Source organism: Daejeonella sp. AP26 (assembly GCF_056680515.1).
Genome location: NZ_CM155286.1, coordinates 945,482 through 968,154, shown reverse-complemented (window position 1 = coordinate 968,154; position 22,673 = coordinate 945,482). Strand labels below are relative to the sequence as shown.

Annotated in this window: 22 protein-coding genes; 17 read left to right on the top strand and 5 right to left on the bottom strand. The window is 41.1% G+C overall.

Annotated features, from left to right (window positions below):
* Positions 1–18: 18 nt before the first annotated feature.
* The 6 genes from AC1MCB_RS04160 (at position 19) to AC1MCB_RS04135 (ending at position 4,427) form a co-directional block, all read left to right on the top strand.
* Positions 19–1,242 carry a hybrid sensor histidine kinase/response regulator gene (locus tag AC1MCB_RS04160; protein ID WP_479967491.1) on the top strand — a complete coding sequence of 408 codons (1,224 nt, stop codon included), beginning with the start codon at positions 19–21 and terminating at the stop codon, positions 1,240–1,242.
* A 33-nt stretch (positions 1,243–1,275) separates the two neighbouring features.
* A complete protein-coding gene (locus AC1MCB_RS04155; protein WP_479967490.1) occupies positions 1,276–2,733 on the top strand; it encodes an ATP-binding protein in 1,458 nt (485 codons plus the stop codon).
* A 4-nt stretch (positions 2,734–2,737) separates the two neighbouring features.
* Positions 2,738–3,157 (top strand): response regulator, encoded by a 420-nt coding sequence (locus AC1MCB_RS04150; protein WP_479967489.1) that lies wholly within the window; start codon positions 2,738–2,740, stop codon positions 3,155–3,157.
* Between the two features lie 86 nt (positions 3,158–3,243).
* Positions 3,244–3,846 (top strand): superoxide dismutase family protein, encoded by a 603-nt coding sequence (locus AC1MCB_RS04145; protein ID WP_479967488.1) that lies wholly within the window; start codon positions 3,244–3,246, stop codon positions 3,844–3,846.
* A gap of 33 nt (positions 3,847–3,879) precedes the next feature.
* Positions 3,880–4,104, top strand: a complete 225-nt coding sequence (locus tag AC1MCB_RS04140; RefSeq protein WP_479967487.1) for a hypothetical protein — start codon at positions 3,880–3,882, stop codon at positions 4,102–4,104.
* A 137-nt stretch (positions 4,105–4,241) separates the two neighbouring features.
* Entirely contained in the window at positions 4,242–4,427 is a 186-nt protein-coding gene (locus AC1MCB_RS04135) for a hypothetical protein (RefSeq protein WP_479967486.1), read from the top strand.
* A gap of 283 nt (positions 4,428–4,710) precedes the next feature.
* Here AC1MCB_RS04135 and AC1MCB_RS04130 read toward each other — a convergent pair whose 3' ends face one another.
* On the bottom strand, positions 4,711–6,096 hold the full coding sequence (locus AC1MCB_RS04130) for a hypothetical protein (protein ID WP_479967485.1): 1,386 nt from the start codon (positions 6,094–6,096) through the stop codon (positions 4,711–4,713).
* Positions 6,097–6,337: 241 nt separating this feature from the next.
* On the opposite strand from AC1MCB_RS04130, the gene AC1MCB_RS04125 reads away from it, so the two are divergent.
* On the top strand, positions 6,338–7,699 hold the full coding sequence (locus AC1MCB_RS04125) for an NAD-dependent succinate-semialdehyde dehydrogenase (RefSeq protein ID WP_479967484.1): 1,362 nt from the start codon (positions 6,338–6,340) through the stop codon (positions 7,697–7,699).
* Here the strand turns inward: AC1MCB_RS04125 and AC1MCB_RS04120 are convergent.
* Both AC1MCB_RS04120 and AC1MCB_RS04115 read right to left on the bottom strand, forming a co-directional pair.
* Positions 7,692–8,420 carry a DUF3307 domain-containing protein gene (locus AC1MCB_RS04120; RefSeq protein ID WP_479967483.1) on the bottom strand — a complete coding sequence of 243 codons (729 nt, stop codon included), beginning with the start codon at positions 8,418–8,420 and terminating at the stop codon, positions 7,692–7,694. The genes AC1MCB_RS04125 and AC1MCB_RS04120 overlap by 8 nt on opposite strands.
* A gap of 1 nt (position 8,421) precedes the next feature.
* Positions 8,422–9,048: a SatD family protein gene (locus tag AC1MCB_RS04115; protein WP_479967482.1), complete on the bottom strand. Its 627-nt coding sequence runs from the start codon at positions 9,046–9,048 to the stop codon at positions 8,422–8,424.
* 347 nt (positions 9,049–9,395) lie between these two features.
* Here AC1MCB_RS04115 and AC1MCB_RS04110 point away from each other — a divergent pair, with 347 nt between their 5' ends.
* From AC1MCB_RS04110 to AC1MCB_RS04075, 8 genes are all read left to right on the top strand, one after another.
* The gene (locus AC1MCB_RS04110; RefSeq protein WP_479967481.1) at positions 9,396–9,728 is read left to right on the top strand and encodes an arsenosugar biosynthesis-associated peroxidase-like protein; all 333 of its coding nucleotides are present in this window, start codon (positions 9,396–9,398) and stop codon (positions 9,726–9,728) included.
* 42 nt (positions 9,729–9,770) lie between these two features.
* Positions 9,771–10,820, top strand: a complete 1,050-nt coding sequence (arsS, locus tag AC1MCB_RS04105) for an arsenosugar biosynthesis radical SAM (seleno)protein ArsS (protein ID WP_479967480.1) — start codon at positions 9,771–9,773, stop codon at positions 10,818–10,820.
* Positions 10,820–11,428, top strand: coding sequence for a TIGR04282 family arsenosugar biosynthesis glycosyltransferase (locus AC1MCB_RS04100; RefSeq protein ID WP_479967479.1), 609 nt, complete (start codon positions 10,820–10,822; stop codon positions 11,426–11,428). The genes arsS and AC1MCB_RS04100 overlap by 1 nt, the downstream gene beginning before the upstream one ends.
* Before the next feature lie 122 nt (positions 11,429–11,550).
* Positions 11,551–12,639, top strand: coding sequence for a tRNA 2-thiouridine(34) synthase MnmA (gene mnmA, locus AC1MCB_RS04095; protein WP_479967478.1), 1,089 nt, complete (start codon positions 11,551–11,553; stop codon positions 12,637–12,639).
* Positions 12,640–12,831: 192 nt separating this feature from the next.
* The gene (gene topA / locus AC1MCB_RS04090) at positions 12,832–15,390 is read left to right on the top strand and encodes a type I DNA topoisomerase (protein ID WP_479967477.1); all 2,559 of its coding nucleotides are present in this window, start codon (positions 12,832–12,834) and stop codon (positions 15,388–15,390) included.
* 66 nt (positions 15,391–15,456) lie between these two features.
* Positions 15,457–15,861, top strand: coding sequence for a hypothetical protein (locus tag AC1MCB_RS04085; RefSeq protein ID WP_479967476.1), 405 nt, complete (start codon positions 15,457–15,459; stop codon positions 15,859–15,861).
* 73 nt (positions 15,862–15,934) lie between these two features.
* Positions 15,935–16,663 carry a 3'-5' exonuclease gene (locus AC1MCB_RS04080; RefSeq protein ID WP_479967475.1) on the top strand — a complete coding sequence of 243 codons (729 nt, stop codon included), beginning with the start codon at positions 15,935–15,937 and terminating at the stop codon, positions 16,661–16,663.
* On the top strand, positions 16,650–18,383 hold the full coding sequence (locus AC1MCB_RS04075) for an ABC transporter ATP-binding protein (protein ID WP_479967474.1): 1,734 nt from the start codon (positions 16,650–16,652) through the stop codon (positions 18,381–18,383). Before AC1MCB_RS04080 ends, AC1MCB_RS04075 begins: the two co-directional genes overlap by 14 nt.
* Here AC1MCB_RS04075 and AC1MCB_RS04070 read toward each other — a convergent pair.
* The gene (locus AC1MCB_RS04070) at positions 18,380–18,832 is read right to left on the bottom strand and encodes a DinB family protein (protein WP_479967473.1); all 453 of its coding nucleotides are present in this window, start codon (positions 18,830–18,832) and stop codon (positions 18,380–18,382) included. The genes AC1MCB_RS04075 and AC1MCB_RS04070 overlap by 4 nt on opposite strands.
* Positions 18,833–18,888: 56 nt before the next feature.
* Between AC1MCB_RS04070 and rnr the strand changes: the two genes are divergently transcribed.
* Together rnr and AC1MCB_RS04060 are read left to right on the top strand one after the other, a co-directional pair.
* Positions 18,889–21,018, top strand: a complete 2,130-nt coding sequence (gene rnr / locus AC1MCB_RS04065; protein WP_479967472.1) for a ribonuclease R — start codon at positions 18,889–18,891, stop codon at positions 21,016–21,018.
* A 70-nt stretch (positions 21,019–21,088) separates the two neighbouring features.
* On the top strand, positions 21,089–21,940 hold the full coding sequence (locus tag AC1MCB_RS04060; protein WP_479967471.1) for a dienelactone hydrolase family protein: 852 nt from the start codon (positions 21,089–21,091) through the stop codon (positions 21,938–21,940).
* Between the two features lie 81 nt (positions 21,941–22,021).
* Here AC1MCB_RS04060 and AC1MCB_RS04055 read toward each other — a convergent pair whose 3' ends face one another.
* Positions 22,022–22,465, bottom strand: coding sequence for a hypothetical protein (locus tag AC1MCB_RS04055; protein WP_479967470.1), 444 nt, complete (start codon positions 22,463–22,465; stop codon positions 22,022–22,024).
* Positions 22,466–22,673: the final 208 nt, after the last annotated feature.

Genomic DNA, 22,673 nt, shown 5'->3' with positions numbered 1-22,673 from the left:
TGCAATAACCCTTTTAGAGTGAGTACGAACCAAATAAAAATTCTTCTGGTTGATGACCGCGAAGACAACCTGCTTTCGATGGAGTTAGTGCTGGAGAAAGATGGTTACTCTTTCTCCAAAGCAACATCCGGAAAAGATGCTTTAAAAATCTTGCTAAAAGATCAGGACTTTTCATTGATTTTACTGGATGTAAAAATGCCCATCATGGATGGGTATGAAACTGCTGGCATCATTTACCAGCGGGAAAAGTTGAGAAACATCCCTATAATCTTCATTACTGGTCAGGACTATGAAGATGCATCTGTATTTAAGGGGTACCAAACAGGCGCTGTTGATTATATTAGAAAACCCGTAAATCCACAAATCCTGAGGTCTAAGGTGGCAGTATTTTCCGAACTGTTTAAAAAGAATCAGCTCTTAAAACAGCAGGAAGAAAAATTACGGAGCATTAACGAAGAACTTCTTCACTTAAACCAGGTATTGGAAGAAAGAGTAACCGAGCGGACACTGCAGTTGGAACGGGTCAATATTGAGTTAAAAGAGCTTAACAACTCTAAGGACAAATTTCTATCTGTTATTTCTCATGATCTGCGAAACCCATTAACGGCACTGATGGTTTCGTCAGAAAAGCTCTATGCAGGGGCAGAAAATCACTCACCTAAAAATATCAGCACCTTAACAACTATAATACACAGTACATCCAAGAAAATTTTGCTGCAGCTTAACGAATTAGTTGAGTGGGCGAAAAAACAGCAGGATAAGAAGAATTTCAAGCCGGAGTCAATTCACTTATTTAACCGGATGAATGAATCACTGGAACTGTTGAACGACAATGCCGAACAGAAAAAGATCAACCTGCAGAACCTTGTTCCGAAGAATATTTATGTGAGCGCTGACTCTTTAATGTTAAGATCAATACTACAAAACCTGGTAACCAACGCCATAAAGTATACTTCGCATGGGGGCAGCGTGAAAGTAACCGCTCAACCTATGCACAGCATGATTGAAGTATGTGTGTCAGATACGGGCGTTGGCATGAGTACTGAAACGCAGGAAAAGCTTTTTGCAACTTCCTTTTCCTCATCGATATCCGGCACTGATAATGAAAAGGGAAGCGGTTTGGGTTTACTTCTTGTGAAGGATTTCGTGGCACAGCATGGTGGAACCATCCAAATCGAAAGTTCAATAGGGAATGGAACTTGTTTTAGATTCACCATCCCGGGAAATGAACTTGACGACTAGTTCGAGTTTAGTCAAAACACTTTAAGTTAGAAGATGACACTATCAGCCAGAATCTTCCTGGGATTTGCGATCGTTATTGGCCTTTCTCTGGTTAATAGCTATGCTAATTACCTATTGTCCCAGAAGGTGAATAAAAACTCTGCTTTTTTAGCTAATTCAGAAACGATAATTCGCAATTCCAGCAAGCTGCATGAAAACATTATTGATATGCAGAGTGCGCACCGCGGATTCTTATTAACGGATGACACCACCTTTCTCAGACCGTATTACAAAGGTTTAAAGGTTATCCCAGGATATTTTGAGGAGCAGAAGAAGCTGGTGCAAACTACAAAAAGCCAGTTGACAAAATTAGACTCGATCTACTACCTGCATAAACAATGGACGTCCTACGCAAACTCTCTGATCGAGGCAAAACTGAATAGTAACACATCACTGCCCAATAACTATAAAGAACTTTTTGAAACACGTTTTAAAACACAGTTTGGTAAAAAAATAAATGATATCATCAGTTCAAAGTTTAATGAGTTCGACCGCCATGAATACAAGGTAAGAAGCTGGCGCAGGGATATTTTGAATTCATCGATCACTGAAACACAATATTATTCCTTAGGCTTTACATTTCTGACTATAATAATCGGTGTGACCAGCACATGGTATATAATACAAATTATTTCCAAAAGAATAGAGTCGATGGTTCAGTTGGCCGACAACATCTCAAAAGGACAGTTTGTAAAAGTCGTGGATGAAAAAAACGATGAGTTAAGCAGCCTTTCCGAATCGTTGAATTTAATGTCTGGAACTTTAAGTAAAAACATCACCGAACTAGAGAAGCGTAATAAAGAACTCGATCAATTCGCCTACGTTGTATCGCATGATCTAAAAGCCCCCATCCGTGGGATTTACAACGCTGTACAATGGATTCAGGAGGATTTGGGAGGAGAACTCTCTGATCAGATGAAAAAGTATTTAAACATTATCCCAGGTCGTATAAAGCGAATGGATGAACTTATCGATGCGCTTCTCCATTATGCAAGAATTAGCCGGGGCCAGGCTGACAAAGAATTTGTGGACATCAATATCCTTTTGAAAGAGATTGTTGAATCGATCGTGCCAATTGATTTTGAAATCCAGATAGACGAGATGCCATCATTTAAAACTGAGAAAGTCAGGATTGAACAAGTATTTAGCAACCTGATTAGTAATGCAGTTAAATATTCTGCCGACAAGCCAGGATTTGTGCATATTGGCTTTAAGGAGCTGGAGAAGTTTTACGAATTCTCGGTAACAGATAATGGAATTGGAATTGATTCCAAGTATCACTCGAAAATCTTCGTTATTTTTCAGACTCTCCGTGAAAAGCATGCGAAAGAAAGTACTGGCATTGGCCTGGCAATTGTGCATAAAATAATCGAAGATCAGCACTGCAGTATTAAAGTAGAATCTCAACCTGGAAACGGTGCTTCGTTTATATTCACATGGCCGAAAAATTAGAATTATGGATAAAAAAATAATACTATTAGTAGAGGATGACCAACTTGATGTAATCAGCGTTGAACGTTCGTTAAATAAAATAGATCAGAATTACCAGCTATTTACTGCTTACAATGGAATTGAAGCGTTGGATATACTCAAAGACAATCCAGATATGCTGCCAGACGTAATCCTTTTAGATCTGAACATGCCGATTATGAATGGCATAGAATTTTTAAAAATATTAAAGGCTGATGATCGCTATAAATGTATTGAGGTGTTTATAATGACCACATCCGGTGAGGAAGCAGACCGCCGTCTTGCTGAAGATCTTGGAATTAGCGGCTATCTTATAAAACCGTTAAATTTTAATAACAATAACAAAAGGACAGATTCTTTAGATGCCTTTTTTCAGTTCCATCTGCGTAAAATTTTCGCAAATTAGGGAAGACCAGGTTGTAAAGATCTTCGATAAACTTTTAGTTACAAAATTTGTTAGTCATCAAACATCACTTTAAAAACCATAAAGAAATGATAAAGAAATTATTTACAAACGGAACCATTGTTGGAATTTTTCTGATAACTGTTGCAGCTTGTGGTAACGGGAAAAATATTACAGGCAATCAGGACTCATCAAGTGCCGTATCAGACACTTTACAAGGTAATGCGACTGCTGTATCCAAAGCGCATGCGGATATTGACGCCACTAAATCTGACACCACGGGCAGTGGAAGAGCCGATTTTAGCAGCAACGACAACGGAAGTGTAGATCTGAAACTTCAGGTTTCTTTTCCCAAAATGGCCAGCAAAAGCGTAGCTGTTCACATCCACGAACATGGTGATTGCAGCGATGCAGGTAAGGGTGCACATGGTCATTGGAATCCAACAAATGAAGCACACGGCAAGTGGGGTTCCGCGGCATTCCATTCGGGAGATATCGGTAATATAGAGCTGAACGATAAAGGTGAAGGAAGTATCACCCTAAATAGCGATCGTTGGACTATAGGTGGTGATGAAAAGACCAACATACTCAACCGTGCAATAATCGTTCATTCGGGTGTTGACGATTTTACTACACAACCAACAGGGAACGCTGGTAGTCGTATCGGTTGCGGTTTGATCACCGCCAACTAATTAAAAGTTTTATTCGTTATAAAGAAGTGAAAAATGCAGGAACCTTTTGATATCGACATCGGAAATATAGTCTATTCTGTCTTTCCTGAGGAGGATGATATTTACACAATATTTAAAGAAGGGCAAGAATACTTGAAGATGCAAAAAGATGATGAAAGATGGCTGAAACTTGATTCTTACACAGAATTGCCACGATTCGAAGAGGATGAAGAAGTGAATTTAATTGGCATCGAAATCAATAAGCTCAATCAAGAGTAAGCAGGTTCATTAAACTTATTATAATCCCTTTTGGTTATACCGAAAGGGATTATTGCTTTATATCTATCTTAACAATATTGAAGCATCGGCCCTAAACCGATTAAGAAGTATTAATTTTACCGGACAAACTTTCTACGATGTCGAAACATACTGCTGACCAAATTAATCACATTGCGGATACATTAATGCCCGGGTTTATTCCAAAAGACAATAACGTGAATGACCTCACCTTTGCTTTTACCTTAGATGGAGTCAACTATGAAGTGGTGTATGAGAAGAGCAAAAAAAATGAATGGCAATTCATTTCTTACAAAAAGGCATGATTTTTAAAATCGAAATTATCGATTGTTGAGTGAATTTTCGACTAACGGCATGAGTTTGTCAGCGTTTGAATGAGCGCAACTTAACTTCCCCCCCCTTATCATTTTCCTTAAGATTTTAAATTCACTTATGGCTTCTGATACAGGGTTAATTACCTACTTCTGCGAATTTCAGGGAATAGTAATGTCACCTTTCGAGTTTATGATCTCAACATTGATATGATAGGTTTCTCTGCAAATTATAAAAAATAACATTACTACAAATTAGATTATAATTCATTACTCTTTATTTCCAATTTGACCAGTTACCAATAGTCCAATTTTGGGTACCAATAGCGCCACGATGTGTGACGACTGTAAAGAAAGTGGAATATTCAGGGTCCGAAAAATCACTGCCACTCAACGCTGCTGCACCTTCCATTGGAGTTAAATTAGGGGCTGTCGAAGTCAAACTTATTAATTGCAGGTCTGTTACCGGCTGTATAACTGCATTGTGATTTACAGCCTCCTTCTCGATCCCAGAAGTCTCGACAGCGTATTTAGCGACTTCGGAATCAGGCACAATTACTACACCTGTCGGCCCATTGTCATAAGTGAAAGCACGTTCAGGAACATCCGCATTAACCATATTGTATTTAAACTGCGATCCCTGGTTATTTATGAGAAGAGGTCTGGTTTTAGGACACATCATCAAGCCACCGTTTGAATAACCGGCAACTATCGAGTTCCTTACAACAAATCTGGTGTTTCTCCTGATGTAAATTCCCTGGCTTTGATCGGTAAGATCGGTATTAATAGCTGGTGGCCCCAGGATAGTCATATTAGAAATTACAGGACGCGTGTAAGGTTGAGCGTTGGTGGCTCCTTTATCATTAAGGCTTTCCATGCCATTACCACGAATGACGGAATTGGAATGAGCAGTTCTATATGCAACTAAAAATTGTAGTTTACCTGTGTATCCTCTATCAAAGTCAAAATCATCATCTCCATTATTGTAAGAAATTAGATACTTTCCGTTCACATTGCCGCCAACAAATTGGAATCCATCATCGTTTGAATTGCTGACCATTATGTGCTCAACCTGAGTTCCTGAACCGACACCCATCAAGCTTAAGCCGCTTGCCATATCCAGTTCCCACTCCTCCTCCTGGGCCGGATTTAACCCTCCTGCGTACTCCAATCTCAAGTATTTTATAGAGCCGGAATTATCATCTGGCAAATCACCTCCAAACTCCGTATCAACAGATGTAGGGAATCCCATTACATGAGCAGCGCTTAGGTTCGTTGGAGCTCTTCCCAGGATGATAATCCCAACCCAATCTCCGTGTGTTTTGCTTACTGACGATGAAGTAAATACAACAGGCTTTTCAGCTGTGCCATCAGCAACCAGTTTAGATCCCTTGGTTATAATTAAAGCACTTTTATTGGCTGGATCATCTACTTTCTCGACCTCGACGGTAACGCCTGCGGGTATTGTAATGACAGCATTATTCTTTACATACACTCTACCCTTCAACAGATACTTCACATCAGCTTTGAGAGTAATATTTTCAGTTATCACACCGCTTATTGTTTCACTGGCAACCGGTTCTGGTATATCTATAGGATTATCCTTTCTACAGGAAAATAAAACAAACAAACACACAAGGTTGAGGTACAGCAGTTTTTTCATGATATAAAACGATATCTTACTCAACGTGTTATTAGACATAATAGTTTGATACACTAATTTTTCTCACATTTAAAAGATTTTGCTCACCCAGATAAATGTTTAATCGGGCATACCAAACACCCATCTAATAGTGTGTTAAACATAAGCCAATGGATAAAACAGTGTCGCCCGGAGGTTAAAAATATATTAACTGGGACACAATCGGAAATAAATATTATCCGTGGTTAAAATCATTATAGTTATGCAATCGATAAACCCTGCTAACGGTTCCCTGATCCAATCTTACGCGCAACACTCCATGAACGAGGTATCTGGAAAAATCACAGAGGCTCATCTGACCTGGAATACATGGAAAGGAGTTCCTTTCGCTGAGCGAGCAGGTATGCTTCGCAATGCTGCTGCGGTTCTGCAGAAGAACAAAGAAAAGTACGCCCGGTTGATGGCCCTTGAAATGGGTAAGCCTTTAAAAGGGGGCATCTCGGAGATTGAAAAATGTGCGGATGTCTGTGATTACTATTCTAAACACGCCGAGCGTTTTTTAGCTAATGAGTCCATAGAAACTGAGGCTACAAAAAGTTATATTTCGTATGAGCCACTCGGTGTTATTTTAGCCGTGATGCCGTGGAATTTCCCTTTCTGGCAGGTCTTTAGATTTCTTGCTCCTGGCTTAATGGCGGGTAACTGTGCTGTGCTGAAGCATGCATCAAATGTCCCAGGTTGTGCGCTGGCAATAGAAGATGTAATTAAAGAGGCCGGGTTTCCGGATTTCGTCTTCCAAACACTTCTTATCGACAGCAAAGCGGTTAGCTCAGTTATTGAAAATTCCTTGATAAGTGCTGTTACACTGACCGGAAGTGTTGAGGCTGGTAAGAAAGTAGCGGAGAAAGCGGGCTCAGTACTAAAAAAAGTGGTGTTAGAACTTGGAGGTAGTGACGCGTATCTGATTCTTGAAGATGCTGACCTTGAATTAGCAGCAGAGACTTGCGTAAACAGCAGGCTAATTAACAGCGGGCAAAGTTGTATCGCAGCAAAGCGGTTTATCGTTGTGAAATCTATTCAGGAAAGCTTTATTCGGCTTTTCAAGAACAAAATGTCGGCTAAGGTAATGGGCGATCCCCTTGACGAAAAGACGGAAATAGGCCCGCAGGCTCGAGTCGATCTTCGCGATGAACTACATCAACAGGTTCTTGAAAGCATTGAAAATGGAGCTGAATGCATTTTGGGTGGTCAGATTTCAGAAGGCAAGCATGCTTTTTATCCTCCCACTATATTAACCTCTGTTAAAAAAGGGATGCCTGCATATGATGAAGAACTATTTGGTCCGGTGGCCAGCATCATTACCGCCAATGACGAAGAAGAGGCCATATCAATAGCAAATGATACAGTTTTTGGATTGGGGGCCGCCGTGTTTTCCAGGGATATTGCCAGAGCTGAGAAAATTGCCGCTAACAGGCTTCAGGCAGGATCTTGCTTTGTAAACTCATTGGTACGGTCAGACCCGCGGCTGCCTTTTGGCGGAATTAAGCAATCAGGCTTCGGACGGGAACTTTCAATATATGGAATAAGGGAGTTTGTCAATATCAAAACCGTTTATATCAAATGACTTTAAGGATTGAATCAATTATCCACCCTAATAATACCGATATTGAAAAACTCATGAGCGTACCAATCAGTACATACTCCGTTTTCTTTTGAGTGTTACCTTCCTTATCATTAAATCTTAGAATTGATTTAGCCGCAATCAATAAACCAACCGCCGTATACTGATCAATCAGAATGAAGGTAAGGATGAGGAATCGTTCAAAAAAACCTATCCACATACCTGCGCGTGCCAGCCCTTCGGCATTAACACCAGCCTCGTCCCGCCATCTTTCCGTAGCTAATCCAACCATTATTCCCATCGGCCAGGTAAGGAATATGTAAGATGCCAGAACTATTAAGAAATTCCTGTTGCTGTAAACACTTGTTAAGAAGGCCCCTGTTTCATCCCACCTGTTAAAAATTATAATCCATAACCAAATGATCATTAGTATATGTAAAAACTGGTCTGCCAGAAAGTAGACCATCTTTGCCGGACGGTACGATTTCCATAGATCAATCAATAGATGGGTAATAAAAATAAACAAAGGCAGCCACCATACTTTCCATAGACCGGAGAATAGATAAGCCCCGGCGGCCGTAATTAGAACATGAATATATAATTTTCCTGACTGCCATTTCTTAGCCTGACGATCGGCGATCCAGGAAGAAGGCTGCAAAACAAAGTCTGTTAAGAAGTGTGCAATAATGAGTCGTAGCAGGATGTTAATTTCGTCAGTTATCATCTCAACGTTCTAGTAAGTCGGAAATATAATGAATCGTTCTTTCAATTTCTTTCCAATTAGCCAGTTTAAGCCGGTTGTTTATTGCCGACTGCGCTATGTTTAGTTCATCGGCCATCTGCTGTTGAGTTTTATTTTCAAGTGCGAGAAAAATTACTTCCGCCTGGGTGGGTGTCCAACTGCTGATAATTACATCCATAAGCCTGCAGATAGTATTCAACTGTTCGTTCAGCTCTTGATCGCCGGTAACAATCTTCAAAAACTCACCTTCTTCCATATCGTCGAAGGCTCTACCCGAGATGTGAAATGCCTCACCGTCAGAGTCAAGTACAGTTTCACCATAATAAGAAATCTGACCTATTCCTACCGCCATGCGCGCGTCAAGCATTATATTCTCCTTAATTGTGCTCTTTTTAAACCAGCATCTTAATTGCAGTGTTCGACGTAAACCTTCCCGGGGGTTTTTGAATAGTAGTTGGAAACTATCGCCGCGAAAGATTTGCGCATATTCAGGCTTTACCCATAATTGAAACAGGTCTGGAAGGGCTTGAATTAGCTTCTCTCGTTTGTTGGATGGAATTTTTGTAAATCCTGTAATGTCTCCCGTTATTACCAGGGCTGATTCATTCATAAAGCAAAATTATCTATTAAAAACTAGATAAACAACAAATATCTACTATATGATAGATAATTGACGATTATCTACTATATGATAGATAATTACATCTTATCTATTGTAAAATAGATATTTAGCAATTATATACTAATTGATAGATAAATAGTAATTATCTATCATATGAGAGTTTCAATTTCGAATAAGTTCATTTAAAGATTCTCGCAGAGTTTAAAAATCTGTACAACAGCTCTTCTCGTGCAAATACATGTAACCATAAGCACAAATTAGATTGGTTTAAAATATCAGAAGGTGCCAAGTCTAAAAACTAATAATTTATATTAGTCGTAATTAAATAAAAGGATATGAAAACATACTATGATCCGGACGACTTAAAAAAATTCGGAAACATTGACGAATACCAGCCTGAACTAGCAAAGAAATTTTTTGACTACTATGGTGAGGTTTTTAAAGAAGGCGCATTAACAGCCAGGGAAAAATCATTAATCGCCCTGGCAGTAGCTCATACTGTACAATGCCCCTACTGCATTGATGCCTACGCCACTGACTGTTTGGAGAAGGGCTCTAACCAAGAACAGATGATGGAAGCCATTCATGTAGCAGCGGCTATCCGCTCGGGCTCCTCATTAGTACATGGGGTTCAAATGATGAATAAGGTTAAGGAGTTGTCTATGTAATAATTGCTTAATATTGCTAATCACCTTAATAATGTCCACAAAGTGAAAAGCCTCCAAGCCTCTCATCATCATTTATCGAATACCTTTATCCAGTTGGAAGTTCTAAACTCAGCTGATGAAGAGGTTATCGCTTTGCCAAGATTTAAAGAGAAACTATTATCACTGGATTTATTTCCCTTAAAAGCCATCCGGATAGATACACTTCAGGTGAATCTTGGAAAAATGTGTAATCAGACCTGTAAGCATTGCCATGTGGATGCGGGGCCTGACCGGAAAGAAATAATGACATTGGAAGTGATGCAACACTGTCTGAATGCACTCGCTAATAGCAATATCACCACAGTAGATCTTACTGGTGGAGCTCCGGAGATGAACCCAAACTTTCGGTGGTTTGTACAAGAAATCTCAAAACTTAGAAAAAAAATTATTGTTCGTTGTAATTTGACGATAATAGTCGCCAATAAGAAATATCATGATCTGCCACAATTTTTTAAAGATCACAAGGTTGAAGTAGTTTCATCCCTCCCCTATTTCACATCTTTTAAAACAGATGCTCAACGCGGCTCGGGGGTCTTCAGCGATTCTGTAAAAGCTTTAAAAATGCTGAACGACGTTGGCTATGGACAGGAAGGATCGGGATTAACTTTGAATTTAGTATATAATCCATCGGGAGCATTTTTACCTCCTTCTCAAGCAGGGCTTCAAGCAGACTTTAAACGCGAACTAAAGAAACGATTCCAGATCGAGTTTAATGAACTGTTCGCCATTACCAATTTACCGATAAGCAGATTCCTGGATTATTTGATGACCAGTGGTAATTTCGATGTCTACATGGAAAAACTTGTCAATTCTTTTAATCCTAATGCGGCCCAGAATGTGATGTGCAGATCGATTGTCTCTGTGGGCTGGGATGGTTTTTTATATGATTGTGATTTTAATCAAATGTTAGACCTTAGAATCAATTCAGGCATGCCGGGTCATATCGCCTCGTTTGATTCAGGCAAATTATCCGGTCGTGAGATTATCATTAACCAGCATTGTTTCGGGTGTACAGCGGGTGCAGGGTCGAGCTGCGGCGGAGAACTGACCTGATGGATAATGCGCTCATAATTTTCATTAAAAACCCGGTTGAAGGAAATGTGAAAACTCGCCTTGCGAAAGATATCGGTCATCCAAAGGCTCTACTGATTTACAAATATCTGCTCGCCCATACCCGCAACATCAGTTCTTCTGTTCAGGCAAACCGCTTACTGTTTTACGCTGATCAACTTCCCGTTCAGGATGAATGGCCTGAAAGTCAGTTTGAAAAGTTGCTCCAAACCGGTGACGATCTGGGCACAAGAATGTTTAATGCCTTTCAGACAGCAGTTAACCAAGGTGGTAATAGCAGAATAATAATAATCGGCAGCGACTGCATTCAATTAACCGCTGAATTAATAAATAAAGCTTTCAATGAGCTTCAGACGCACGACTTCGTAATCGGTCCCGCCAAAGACGGCGGTTATTACCTGCTAGGAATGAAGTATCCGGAGGAACGCCTTTTTAAAAATAAGAGGTGGAGTACGCACACTGTTTATAACGACACCTTACACGAAATAGAAGGTTTGTCCGGAACAGTATCTGTGTTACCTGTCTTATCAGACATTGATACGTTCACTGATTTGAGCAGGGAATTACTCGACCTGATTATTGTTCCATGACAAACTTTACTGCTAACTGACTTTATGTTTAAAGGAAAAAGTATGCAAAACTTTATCTTTGCACTCAATTTATAAAAACTGGCCTCTATTGCTTTCGTATTTTCAGAGGTTTCCAAAATAAGATGAGTAAAAAAGGCAGAGTTCTGGTAGCCATGAGTGGCGGTGTTGATAGTTCGGTAGCAGCAGTGATGTTACACGAGCAGGGATATGAAGTGATTGGGCTAACAATGAAGACCTGGGACTACGCTTCTGCCGGCGGATCATCCAAAGAAACCGGATGCTGCAGCCTTGACAGCATAAACGACGCACGGGCGTTGGCTGTTGGATATGGATTTCCACACTACATTCTCGATATCCGAAGCGAGTTCGGAGACTTCGTGATCGACAATTTTGTTGATGAGTATCTTGCTGGCCGCACGCCCAACCCCTGTGTTTTATGTAATACTCATATTAAATGGGAAGCCTTATTAAAACGTGCTGATAAACTAGATTGTGAATTTATAGCAACAGGCCATTACGCGAACATTCGTTTGCAGGACAGTGGCCGGTATGTCATCTCGAAAGGGAAAGATGAACATAAAGATCAGTCTTATGTGTTGTGGGGTGTGAGTCAACAAAACCTGGCAAGAACACGATTTCCTCTGGGGAACTTTACCAAAGCAGAGATACGCCAAATGGCCAAAGATATGGGCCAAATGGAGCTCGCAGGAAAGTCAGAAAGTTACGAGATCTGTTTTGTCCCCGATAATGATTACCGGGCCTTTCTAAGGCATAAAGTGGAAGATCTTGATGATCGTATTGGAGAAGGTAATTTTGTTTTAAGTAACGGTAGTGTGGTAGGTAAACACAAAGGCTATCCGTATTATACTATTGGTCAAAGAAAAGGCTTGGGGGTAGCATTCGGCCACCCAATGTTCGTTACACGCATCCTGCCCGAAAGTAATACCGTGATGTTAGGTACAGTTGATGAACTTGACCGTACATCTGCCACCGTCAGAAATCTCAACCTCGTTAAGTATGCTTCAATTACTGAACCTCTGGAAGCAATAACAAAAATCCGTTATAAAGACGCCGGAGCGTTAAGCAGCATCGTTCAAAACGGCGATCACATGAAGGTAGAATTTCACCATGCGGTATCAGGAATCGCCCCCGGTCAATCGGCAGTCTTTTATGAAGGGCAGGATCTTTTAGGAGGCGGCTTTTTAATTTAAGCTCCTTCTTAGTATATATCTCTCTGAACGGTGATACTTTTCAGGGCTTATTCTGAAATATATAATTTCTGATATAACCTCCTCCAGCTAACAAAATCCGCTTTTACTGCGTTAATTTTAGGTATGTTGCAACACTGCTAATTTGGCGTTCCCTTTTTTAATAACTTACTTTGCAGCAAAACCTACTAATTAATGGCTAAAAATCTACTCATCGTTGAATCTCCGGCAAAAGCGAAAACTATTGAAGGTTACCTCGGAAAAGACTTTCTGGTTAAGTCCAGCTATGGACATATTCGCGACCTCGCAAAGACCGATGATGCTATAGATATCAAGAATAATTTTGCGCAGCGTTATGAAGTGCCAGCAGACAAGAAAGCTGTTGTAAGCGAATTGAAGAGACTGGCAAAGGATGCAGAAATGGTTTGGTTGGCATCGGATGAGGACCGTGAGGGAGAAGCAATTTCCTGGCACTTGTTTGAAACACTGGGTCTCAGTGAGGCCAAGACAAAGCGAATAGTCTTTCATGAAATAACTAAGCCGGCAATTTTAAAAGCAATTGAATCTCCACGTAAAATAGATTATAATTTAGTCAACGCACAACAGGCACGGCGTGTATTAGATCGTCTTGTTGGTTTTGAACTTTCTCCCGTGCTGTGGAAAAAGGTGAAACCTTCGCTTTCGGCAGGCAGGGTGCAATCAGTTGCTGTAAGACTAATTGTTGACCGTGAACGCGAAATAAATAAATTCAGTGCAACTGCTGCTTTCAAAGTGGTAGCCATTTTTTCAACTGAAAATCAAAAAGAGATCTTCCGGGCTGAACTGCCGGGACGCTTTGAAAAGGCACCTGAAGCAGAGACCTTTTTAAATGATTGCGCAAAGGCTATCTTCACGGTAAAAAGTTTAGACACCCGACCAACTAAACGAAGTCCGGCAGCACCTTTTACCACTTCAACTTTACAGCAAGAGGCAAGCAGAAAACTTGGCTTTTCAGTAGCACGAACGATGTCTGTAGCTCAGAAACTTTATGAGCATGGTAAGATCTCCTACATGCGTACTGATTCTGTAAACCTTTCAGACACTGCATTAAACGCTGCAGCTGCTGAAATCAATTCAGCATATGGTTCAAAATACCATCAGTTAAGAAAATATAAAACGAAATCTGCCGGCGCTCAGGAAGCTCACGAGGCTATTCGGCCTACTTATTTTGACCAGCATACAACCAGTGGTGACCCTTCGGAGCAACGTCTATATGACCTGATCTGGAAACGCGCTATTGCTTCTCAAATGAGCGAAGCGCAGTTTGAAAAAACCACCGCGCGTATTACAGTCTCAACAAGAGACGAAGAGCTTGTCGCTAACGGAGAAGTTATGAAATTCGATGGCTTCCTGAAAGTCTATATGGAATCTACCGATGAGGATCAGGAAGTAAATCTTGATGATGAAACTGATAACGCTATTCTGCCTCCCCTGGCCATAGGCCAGAACCTCAATCTAAGGGACATGACGGCTACAGAGCGCTATACACGCCCGCCTGCAAGGTATACCGAGGCAAGCCTTGTTAAGAAACTGGAAGAACTTGGAATTGGAAGACCTTCCACCTACGCTCCCACCATCTCCACAATTCAGAACCGTGGATATGTTGTTAAAGAAGAACGGGAAGGGAAACCCCGTAACTATCGTGTTTTAACATTACGAGGTGGAAAAGTAACTGCCGATACGAAAACAGAAACCACCGGAGCGGAAAAAAATAAGCTTTTCCCCACAGACATCGGCGCTATTGTAAATGACTTCCTTGTTCAGCATTTTAAAGGAATTGTAGATTTCAATTTCACGGCAACTGTTGAAAAGGAGTTTGATGAAATAGCGCAGGGTCTTAAAAACTGGTCAGAAATGCTGACTTCTTTTTATCATCCCTTCCACCTGGAAGTAGAAAATACTACACAGAACGCTGAACGTGCAAATGGGGGCCGCGAACTAGGCATTGATCCTGAAACTGGCAAAAAGATCTCCGTTCGGATTGGACGCTACGGCCCGTTCGTTCAAATTGGCGAAACGTCTGAGAATGAAGAAGACGAAAAACCACGGTACGCAAGCCTGCGCAGCGGACAAATGATTGAAACCATTACCATTGAGGAGGCGTTAGATCTCTTCAAACTACCTTTTCAATTAGAGGATTACGAAGGAAAAGAGGTAAGTGTAGGAGTCGGGCGCTTTGGTCCATATGTTAAATGGGGCGAAAGCTTTATCTCCCTCCCTAAAGGAGAAGATCCGCACTCAGTAAATTTACCCCGTGCTATTGAAATTATCAACGAAAAGAATATCGCAGATGCTCCCATTGCTCACTACCATAATTTACCGGTAACAAAAGGCAAAGGGAGGTTCGGACCATTTATTAAATGGAATGATCTCTACATTAACGTGCCTGTCAGGTTCAATTTTGACACTTTGAGCAAAGCCGAAGTTGAAGAGTTGATAAGCAAAAAAATAGAAAAGGAGTCTAATCGTTTTATTCAACAATGGCCCGATCATAAAATTGCTATTGAAAACGGCAGATGGGGGCCCTTTATCCGATTCGGAAAACAAATGCTAAAGCTCGGCAAAAACCCCGCTACCGATGACAAATATACTCCTGAAGAATTAGCTATTTTACCGTTAGAAACTGTAAAGAAATTGATCACTGAACAAGTACCTGACGCTTTTACAACAAAAGCTAAAAAAACTACAAAGAAAGTAGCCGCGAAGAAACGGTAGTTTATTACCAACCTGACGATCAGAATAAATTACAATAAGCTCATACAAATTAAGAATTCAACCTTAATGAAAAAGGATCTTCCAGAAAATATTGTTGAAAATGTTGCTATTGCAGTTGTTCTTGAAAATTCAACTCCGGAAAGCAAAAACTGGAATGTATATCTCATCAACCTGAAGGATGAACCTTTAGAGACCGTATTGGTTAGTTCTAAAGGCTATGGCCAAAAAGAAGGAGAAGATGTAAAGACGTCCATTCTTCGTCACTCGATTGGCGATGTGCCGGGTCGCAGCTATGCCCTGATTGAACTTATCGATGAACAAGTATTCGGGCTTACTAACGAATACTGGCTTAGCTACTATATTAGCGGCCAGATCTACGATAAAAAATTCATTTTCGTGCCAGAAAGCATTGTGGAAACCAACATGATCCGGGTGCCGGTTCTTAACAAACCTGGAGTAATGATTGGCTGATTTCTATTGTTCATTCAAAAAACGCCCGTGCAATTGAAATATCAAATTCCAATTTATCTGCTAAATTTACTTCATGCTGGAAAACATAGATCTGCATCAGGTTTTAATATTAGACATCGAGACCGTACCACAATATCCCAGTTATCAGGAGGTGCCTCCACATTTTACAGAACTCTGGTCACAAAAAACCCATTATCAACGTCGTGATGGCGAAACCCCTGAGGAATTTTATCCACGTGCTGGTATATGGGCTGAATTTGGGAAGATAGTTTGTATCTCAGTAGGCATCTTCTCACACCAGGCTGACGCCACAGTTGGCTTAAAATTAAAATCCTTTGCGGGAGATGATGAGATTCAAATACTGAAAGATTTCATCGTCCTTCTGGAAAAACAACCTTCAAACTTAATCCTTTGTGCCCACAACGGAAAAGAATTTGATTTTCCTTATATATGCCGACGAATGTTAATCAACTGCCTCAATATTCCTGAACAGCTTAAAATTAATGGTAAAAAGCCCTGGGAGGTAAATCACCTCGACACCCTGGAATTGTGGAAATTCGGCGATCATAAGAATTTCACTTCATTGAACCTGTTAGCAGCTGTGTTTGGCATTCCCACGCCGAAGGATGATATAAAAGGCAGTGATGTACACCAGGTATACTGGAAGGAAAAAAACCTGCAACGCATAGTCACCTATTGTCAAAAAGACGTGATTACAACAGCCCAACTTTTGCTCAAATTTAAATGTCGGCCTCTGATGCCCGAAAATTTGATTACTATCGTAGAGAATGATCCAAATTGAAAACCTTAGAGTAAAATTCAAGACAGAAAGCGGCTGGTTTGAGGCCGTTAAAGGCATCTCTTTTAGTTTACAAAAAGGCGAAGTGATCGGCATTGTAGGTGAATCCGGCTCGGGAAAGTCAGTGACCTCACTGTCTATTATGCGCCTGCATGATCCTGCGGCTAGCGAACTGAGTGGCCGGATTCTATATAAAGGTACTGACCTGCTGGCACTACCCGCAGAAAGGATGCTGAAATTTCGCGGCAACCAGATTTCAATGATCTTTCAGGAACCGATGACTTCTCTCAACCCGGTGCTTACCTGTGGTTTCCAGGTAGCGGAGGCTATAAAGAGGCACTATAAAGGCAGGGAAGAGAAAACGGTTAAAAACGAGGTTATTGATCTCTTCAATGAAGTGCAGTTGCCTTCGCCCGAAAATATTTACAGTAGTTATCCGCATCAGCTCTCAGGAGGTCAAAAACAAAGGGTGATGATTGCCATGGCGCTGTCATGTAACCCGGAAGTTCTAATAGCAGATGAACCAACCACCGCACTCGATGTGACCGTCCAGAATACCATCTTGCAGCTCTTGATAAGGATCAAAGAGGAACGCAATATGAGCCTGATATTTATTTCGCATGACCTTGGTGTAATAGGCGAAATTGCCGACCGGGTAATCGTAATGTATAAAGGAGAAATTGTAGAAAGCGCCGGTGTTCGAGACATCTTCAGGGATCCTCAGCACCCATATACACGCGGCCTGCTGGCATGTCGTCCGTCTCCGGAGCAACGATTATATAAACTTCCCGTAGTCGATGACTTCTTACAGCTGGATCAGCAAGGGAATATTAAAGCCGGTAAAACGCTCAGTAAAGTATTGGAAAGCCTGCAGATCGATGAGGGTGAACTGAATAGCCGGAGACGTACGATTTATTCGCAGGAACCGATTCTAAAGGTGCAGAATTTAAAAACCTGGTTTCCTGTAAGTCAGGGTTTTTTCAGACCGGTAAAAGAATATAAAAAGGCGGTTGACGATGTTAGCTTTGAAGTTTTTCCCGGAGAAACGCTTGGCCTTGTGGGCGAGTCTGGTTGTGGCAAGACAACCTTAGGTCGCAGTATCCTTCGTTTAATCGAACCAAGTGAGGGGAATGTGTTTTTTAAGGGAACCAACCTTTTAGATCTTTCAACCAAAGAAATGAGAGCCTTCCGGCGGGATATTCAGATTATTTTCCAGGACCCTTATTCGTCATTGAATCCGCGACTAACAATCGGTCAGTCCATTATGGAACCGATGCAGGTTCACAAAGTCTACTCGAACGATAGACAGCGTAAAAAGCGTGTATTCGAACTTTTAGAACGTGTGAATTTAAAAGCTGAACACTTTAATCGCTATCCGCACGAGTTTTCCGGCGGGCAACGGCAGCGTATTTCCATTGCAAGAGCTTTGGCGCTTCAACCTGAATTCATCATCTGTGATGAATCAGTTTCGGCGCTCGATGTTTCTGTACAGGCACAAGTATTAAACCTGCTCAGAGAGCTACAGGAAGAGTTTAAACTAAGCTATATTTTCATCTCGCATGATCTGGCTGTGGTGAAACATATTTCAGACCGGATGATGGTCATGAACCAGGGACGCATAGAGGAGATTGGCGATGCCGAGGAGGTATACCATCAGCCGCAATCCGCATATACACGCAAATTGATCAACGCAATCCCCAAGGGCATTGTAGTAAAGACCTAAGCCTGCAGCATGCGTCTGATATAATTGATCTGACCCAAATGGTAACCCAGATGAGAGGACAGATGAATAAGAAAGTACCGTACCGACATAGGTTTATCAAAAACTATTATAGGGTACTCGTGTTCTAATCCTGTTTCAGGAAAATTATTTAAAACGTCGATAACCAACTTGCGTGTGTCACGGATCATGCCTAACAGTTCGGCAGACCGGAGATTTTTGGCGTTAAATTCATTTTCGCGGTTTCTCACATAACCGGTGTTGCCAAGTATAGCACCTACAAAATGATTTAGATTGCCAACCAGATGCAAAGCCAGGTTGCCGCCGGAGTTAGTAATACCCGGCTTTATTGTCCATAAAAATTCTTCCTGATACAACTCTATTTCCTTTTCAAGCTGTTCTAACTGCTTTTGAAATATCCCGGCAAGCTCAGGCAAAAAGGAAGCATTCATGTTAAATCCATTTTATTTACAAGGTAAGCCTTATCTTAGAAACAAATACACAAAGTATGTCTAAAAAGAAAATAAACAATTTCGATCTCGTATTAACCAAACTTATATCGGATGTTTTTGAAAAAAGTGGCAATAAGCCACTGAACTATAAGCAGGTAGCTGCTAAATTAAATTTAGATGATCAGGACACCCGGGAAGCCGTTCTGGATATTTTAAAGCAGGAAACCAAAAAAGGGGTTCTTTCTGAACCTGAAAAAGGCAAATTCAGGCTAAATGAATTAAAGACCTATGTAACCGGTCGTGTGGATATGACAGCCGACGGCTCAGCTTTTATTGTCAATGAAGATGAGTTTGAAAACGATATTTTTATTGGCCCGCGTAAACTTCGTAATGCACTGCATAAAGATTTGGTGAAGGTCTACGTCTATGCCAAAAGCAAAGGCCGTAAAAAAGAAGGTGAAGTTGTTGAGATTATTGAACGTGCACGGATGGAATTTACCGGCATCGTCAAGTTATCAGAAAAATTCGCTTTTTTGATCCCGGATGACCGAAAGATGCTTCACGACATTTTTATACCGATCACTGACGTCTCTGGTGCTCAGAACGGAGATAAAGCAATAGCTGAAATTGTTGACTGGCCGGAGGGAGCTAAAAACCCCATTGGCCGGATAAAGCATGTATTGGGCAAGCAGGGTGAAAACAATGCTGAAATGAACGCCATATTAGCGGATTACGGCTTTCCGCTATCTTTTCCTGAGCAGGTTGAACAGGAAGCAGAGGCAATAACGGAAAACATTACCGCCGAAGAGATCGCCAAACGCCGGGATTTCAGAGAAGTTCTGACTTTTACAATTGATCCCGCAGACGCAAAAGATTTTGACGATGCTATCTCCTTCCGTAACCTTGAAAACGGAAACTATGAAATAGGTGTGCACATTGCTGACGTATCGCATTATGTGAAACCTGATTCAGCGCTGGACAAAGAAGCCTTTGAACGCGGAACATCCGTTTACCTGGTTGACCGGGTAATACCGATGCTTCCCGAAAATTTATCGAATGGCTTATGTTCGTTAAGGCCAAACGAAGATAAATTATGCTTCGCTGCTGTCTTTGAACTAGACTCTAAAGCCAACGTCTTAACGCAATGGTTCGGTAAAACCATCATTAATTCTGATAAGCGATTCAGCTACGAAGATGCTCAGGAAATTCTTGAAAATAAAGCCGGCGAACACAGTGAAGAACTGCTTAAGTTAAATGAACTGGCCTATGTGCTCAGGGAACAGAAATTCAAACACGGGGCGATCAGCTTTGAGACCACTGAAATTAAATTCAATCTTGACGACCAGGGAAAACCAATTGGCGTATATGTTAAAGAACGGAAAGATGCCCATAAGCTCATTGAAGATTATATGCTGCTGGCTAACCGTAAAGTAGCGGAATTTATCGCTAAAAAAGGTAAAGGAAAACAAAAACTAACTTTTGTCTACCGTTCTCACGATGCGCCTAATGAATTGATCCTTCAGAATTTCGCACAGTTTGCATTGAAGTTCGGCTACAAGATAAACACCACGTCCGACCGCGAGATAGCCCGTTCTCTAAACTACCTGATGGAAGACGTGGAAGGCAAAAAAGAACAGAACGTACTGACCCAGCTGGCTATCCGTTCTATGGCGAAAGCGGTCTATACAACCAAAAAACATAGCCACTATGGTCTTGCCTTTGATTATTACACTCACTTCACCTCTCCTATTCGCCGCTATCCAGATGTAATGGTTCACCGTCTTCTGGAGCACTATCTTGCCGAAGGTAAATCAGTAAGCGAGGAAGCGTATGAGAAGATGTCAGTCCATTCGTCGCAGATGGAGAAAAAAGCAGCAGATGCAGAACGCGCTTCCGTTAAATATAAACAGGCTGAATATCTCGAAGACAATGTGGGGGAAAAATACAGCGGCATTATTTCTGGCTTAACTGAATGGGGCATGTATGTAGAGATTATAGAAAATAAGTGCGAAGGCATGATCCGTTTACGCGATATTAACGATGACTTTTATGTGCTCGATGAAAAAAACTATTGCATAATCGGACAGCGTAAGAAAAAGAAATATCAGCTGGGAGATGAAGTGACGATCATGGTAAAACGGGTGGATCTAAGCAAGCGACAAATTGATTTTACACTGGTGGTCTGAGTTCTTTAGCTGCGTAACAGTAACATTATATTATAGCAATATCATATCTTCATTCATATAAATTATTATCATGGATCAGAAAATAATTAACCTTTATGATGAATATACCCATAGCGGTATAAACCGGAAAGAGTTTATGAAAAGGCTGGCTATTCTAACCGGGAGTACTGCCCTCGCGCTGAACGTGCTTCCGTTACTGGAAAACAATTATGCGGGCGCAGCCGTACTGGATGATCCCAATCTATTCACAGAAAACATTACCTATCCCGGAGCAGAAGGCGAGATGAAAGCCTTTCTGGCAATGCCAAAAGATCAAAAGAATTTAGGTTGTGTTTTGGTGATCCATGAGAACCGGGGCTTAAATCCACATACTATCGATGTAACCAAAAGAGTCGCATCCGCCGGATTTCTCGCCATTGGTGTCGACGCCCTTTCTCCATTCGGAGGTACGCCCTCCGATGAGGATAAAGCCAGGGAACTTATTGGAAAATTAGATCCGGCCAACACTCTTGAAAGTTATTTAAAAGCCCTTGATTACCTGAGAAAGCATAAGGACGGCAATGGCAAAACAGGATGTGTAGGTTTTTGCTGGGGTGGTGCAATGGCTAACAAACTAGCTGTAAACGACCCTCAACTTCAGGCAGCTGTGGCTTACTACGGATCTCAGCCCAGGGCGGAGGATGTGCCCAAAATAAAAGCAAAAGTGATGCTCCATTACGCCGGTTTAGATGAACGCATAAACGCCGGTATCCCTGCTTATGAGGAGGCCCTGAAAACCAGTAAAATTGATTATAAACTTTATATATACGACGGCGTTAATCATGCCTTTAATAATGACACATCTCCAACCAGGTATAACGAAACTGCAGCTAAACTGGCTTGGGAAAGGACTATTGACCTCTTCAAAGCTGAATTAAAATAGCCCGCAAAGCTTTCCTTCATAAAATACGCCGTGCCAGCCAGACACAGCGTATTTTTGAATTAAATCTAAAGGAACTGGTCTTTATTTGGTGAGAGTCGGAACCCCGGTATAGATGGCATCTTTGTGGCCGCTGAAATAACCATCCAGCTTGTTCAAAAAATCCATTCGTTGTTTAGAATTAGGCCAGGCTTTCTTTGCCAGTTCTTCGTCGCGTGTGCCGGCGCGGTCGATATCGTTCCAGTTGGCATATTCATTTATCGTCACAAATTCATGGCTGTCCTCGGTAAAATAATGGCCCATACTCCACGAATGCAGAATAAGCTCATTTTTCATAGTTACCTTTTCATGATATTCTTTAAGAACGGCTGCTCGCTCCGCGCGAGCAACGCTGTCCAGGCCAGGCACCACATAAAATGTGGCTACATGGTAAATACGAGGAGTTTGAGTTTGTGCAGAAGAGATAAAGCTCAAACTGCATAATAACGCTGCAACCGTAGTTGAACAGATAGTTTTGATGATTTTCATAATACATACTTTTTAGGGTGAAAATAACATAGACCTGTTTACCCTAAATTTACGAATTAGAAAATTACATTACTACTGAGTATCAATGCTTTATAATTTTATTTAAAATATTAATTCAGATTAACGATTGCAGCCCTGAAGAAAGAAAAATCCATTTAAGTTATTTAATTAGAACTGTATTCTTATAATTGTCCTGGCGTCACAAGCT

Coding starts and splice junctions, on each gene's coding strand:
- AC1MCB_RS04155 (WP_479967490.1), top strand. CDS start 1,276: ATGACACTATCAGCCAGAATCTTCCTGGGATTTGCGATCGTTATTGGC.
- AC1MCB_RS04150 (WP_479967489.1), top strand. CDS start 2,738: ATGGATAAAAAAATAATACTATTAGTAGAGGATGACCAACTTGATGTA.
- AC1MCB_RS04145 (WP_479967488.1), top strand. CDS start 3,244: ATGATAAAGAAATTATTTACAAACGGAACCATTGTTGGAATTTTTCTG.
- AC1MCB_RS04140 (WP_479967487.1), top strand. CDS start 3,880: ATGCAGGAACCTTTTGATATCGACATCGGAAATATAGTCTATTCTGTC.
- AC1MCB_RS04135 (WP_479967486.1), top strand. CDS start 4,242: ATGTCGAAACATACTGCTGACCAAATTAATCACATTGCGGATACATTA.
- AC1MCB_RS04130 (WP_479967485.1), bottom strand. CDS start 6,096: ATGAAAAAACTGCTGTACCTCAACCTTGTGTGTTTGTTTGTTTTATTT.
- AC1MCB_RS04125 (WP_479967484.1), top strand. CDS start 6,338: ATGCAATCGATAAACCCTGCTAACGGTTCCCTGATCCAATCTTACGCG.
- AC1MCB_RS04120 (WP_479967483.1), bottom strand. CDS start 8,420: ATGATAACTGACGAAATTAACATCCTGCTACGACTCATTATTGCACAC.
- AC1MCB_RS04115 (WP_479967482.1), bottom strand. CDS start 9,048: ATGAATGAATCAGCCCTGGTAATAACGGGAGACATTACAGGATTTACA.
- AC1MCB_RS04110 (WP_479967481.1), top strand. CDS start 9,396: ATGAAAACATACTATGATCCGGACGACTTAAAAAAATTCGGAAACATT.
- AC1MCB_RS04100 (WP_479967479.1), top strand. CDS start 10,820: ATGGATAATGCGCTCATAATTTTCATTAAAAACCCGGTTGAAGGAAAT.
- mnmA (WP_479967478.1), top strand. CDS start 11,551: ATGAGTAAAAAAGGCAGAGTTCTGGTAGCCATGAGTGGCGGTGTTGAT.
- topA (WP_479967477.1), top strand. CDS start 12,832: ATGGCTAAAAATCTACTCATCGTTGAATCTCCGGCAAAAGCGAAAACT.
- AC1MCB_RS04085 (WP_479967476.1), top strand. CDS start 15,457: ATGAAAAAGGATCTTCCAGAAAATATTGTTGAAAATGTTGCTATTGCA.
- AC1MCB_RS04080 (WP_479967475.1), top strand. CDS start 15,935: ATGCTGGAAAACATAGATCTGCATCAGGTTTTAATATTAGACATCGAG.
- AC1MCB_RS04075 (WP_479967474.1), top strand. CDS start 16,650: ATGATCCAAATTGAAAACCTTAGAGTAAAATTCAAGACAGAAAGCGGC.
- AC1MCB_RS04070 (WP_479967473.1), bottom strand. CDS start 18,832: ATGAATGCTTCCTTTTTGCCTGAGCTTGCCGGGATATTTCAAAAGCAG.
- rnr (WP_479967472.1), top strand. CDS start 18,889: ATGTCTAAAAAGAAAATAAACAATTTCGATCTCGTATTAACCAAACTT.
- AC1MCB_RS04060 (WP_479967471.1), top strand. CDS start 21,089: ATGGATCAGAAAATAATTAACCTTTATGATGAATATACCCATAGCGGT.
- AC1MCB_RS04055 (WP_479967470.1), bottom strand. CDS start 22,465: ATGAAAATCATCAAAACTATCTGTTCAACTACGGTTGCAGCGTTATTA.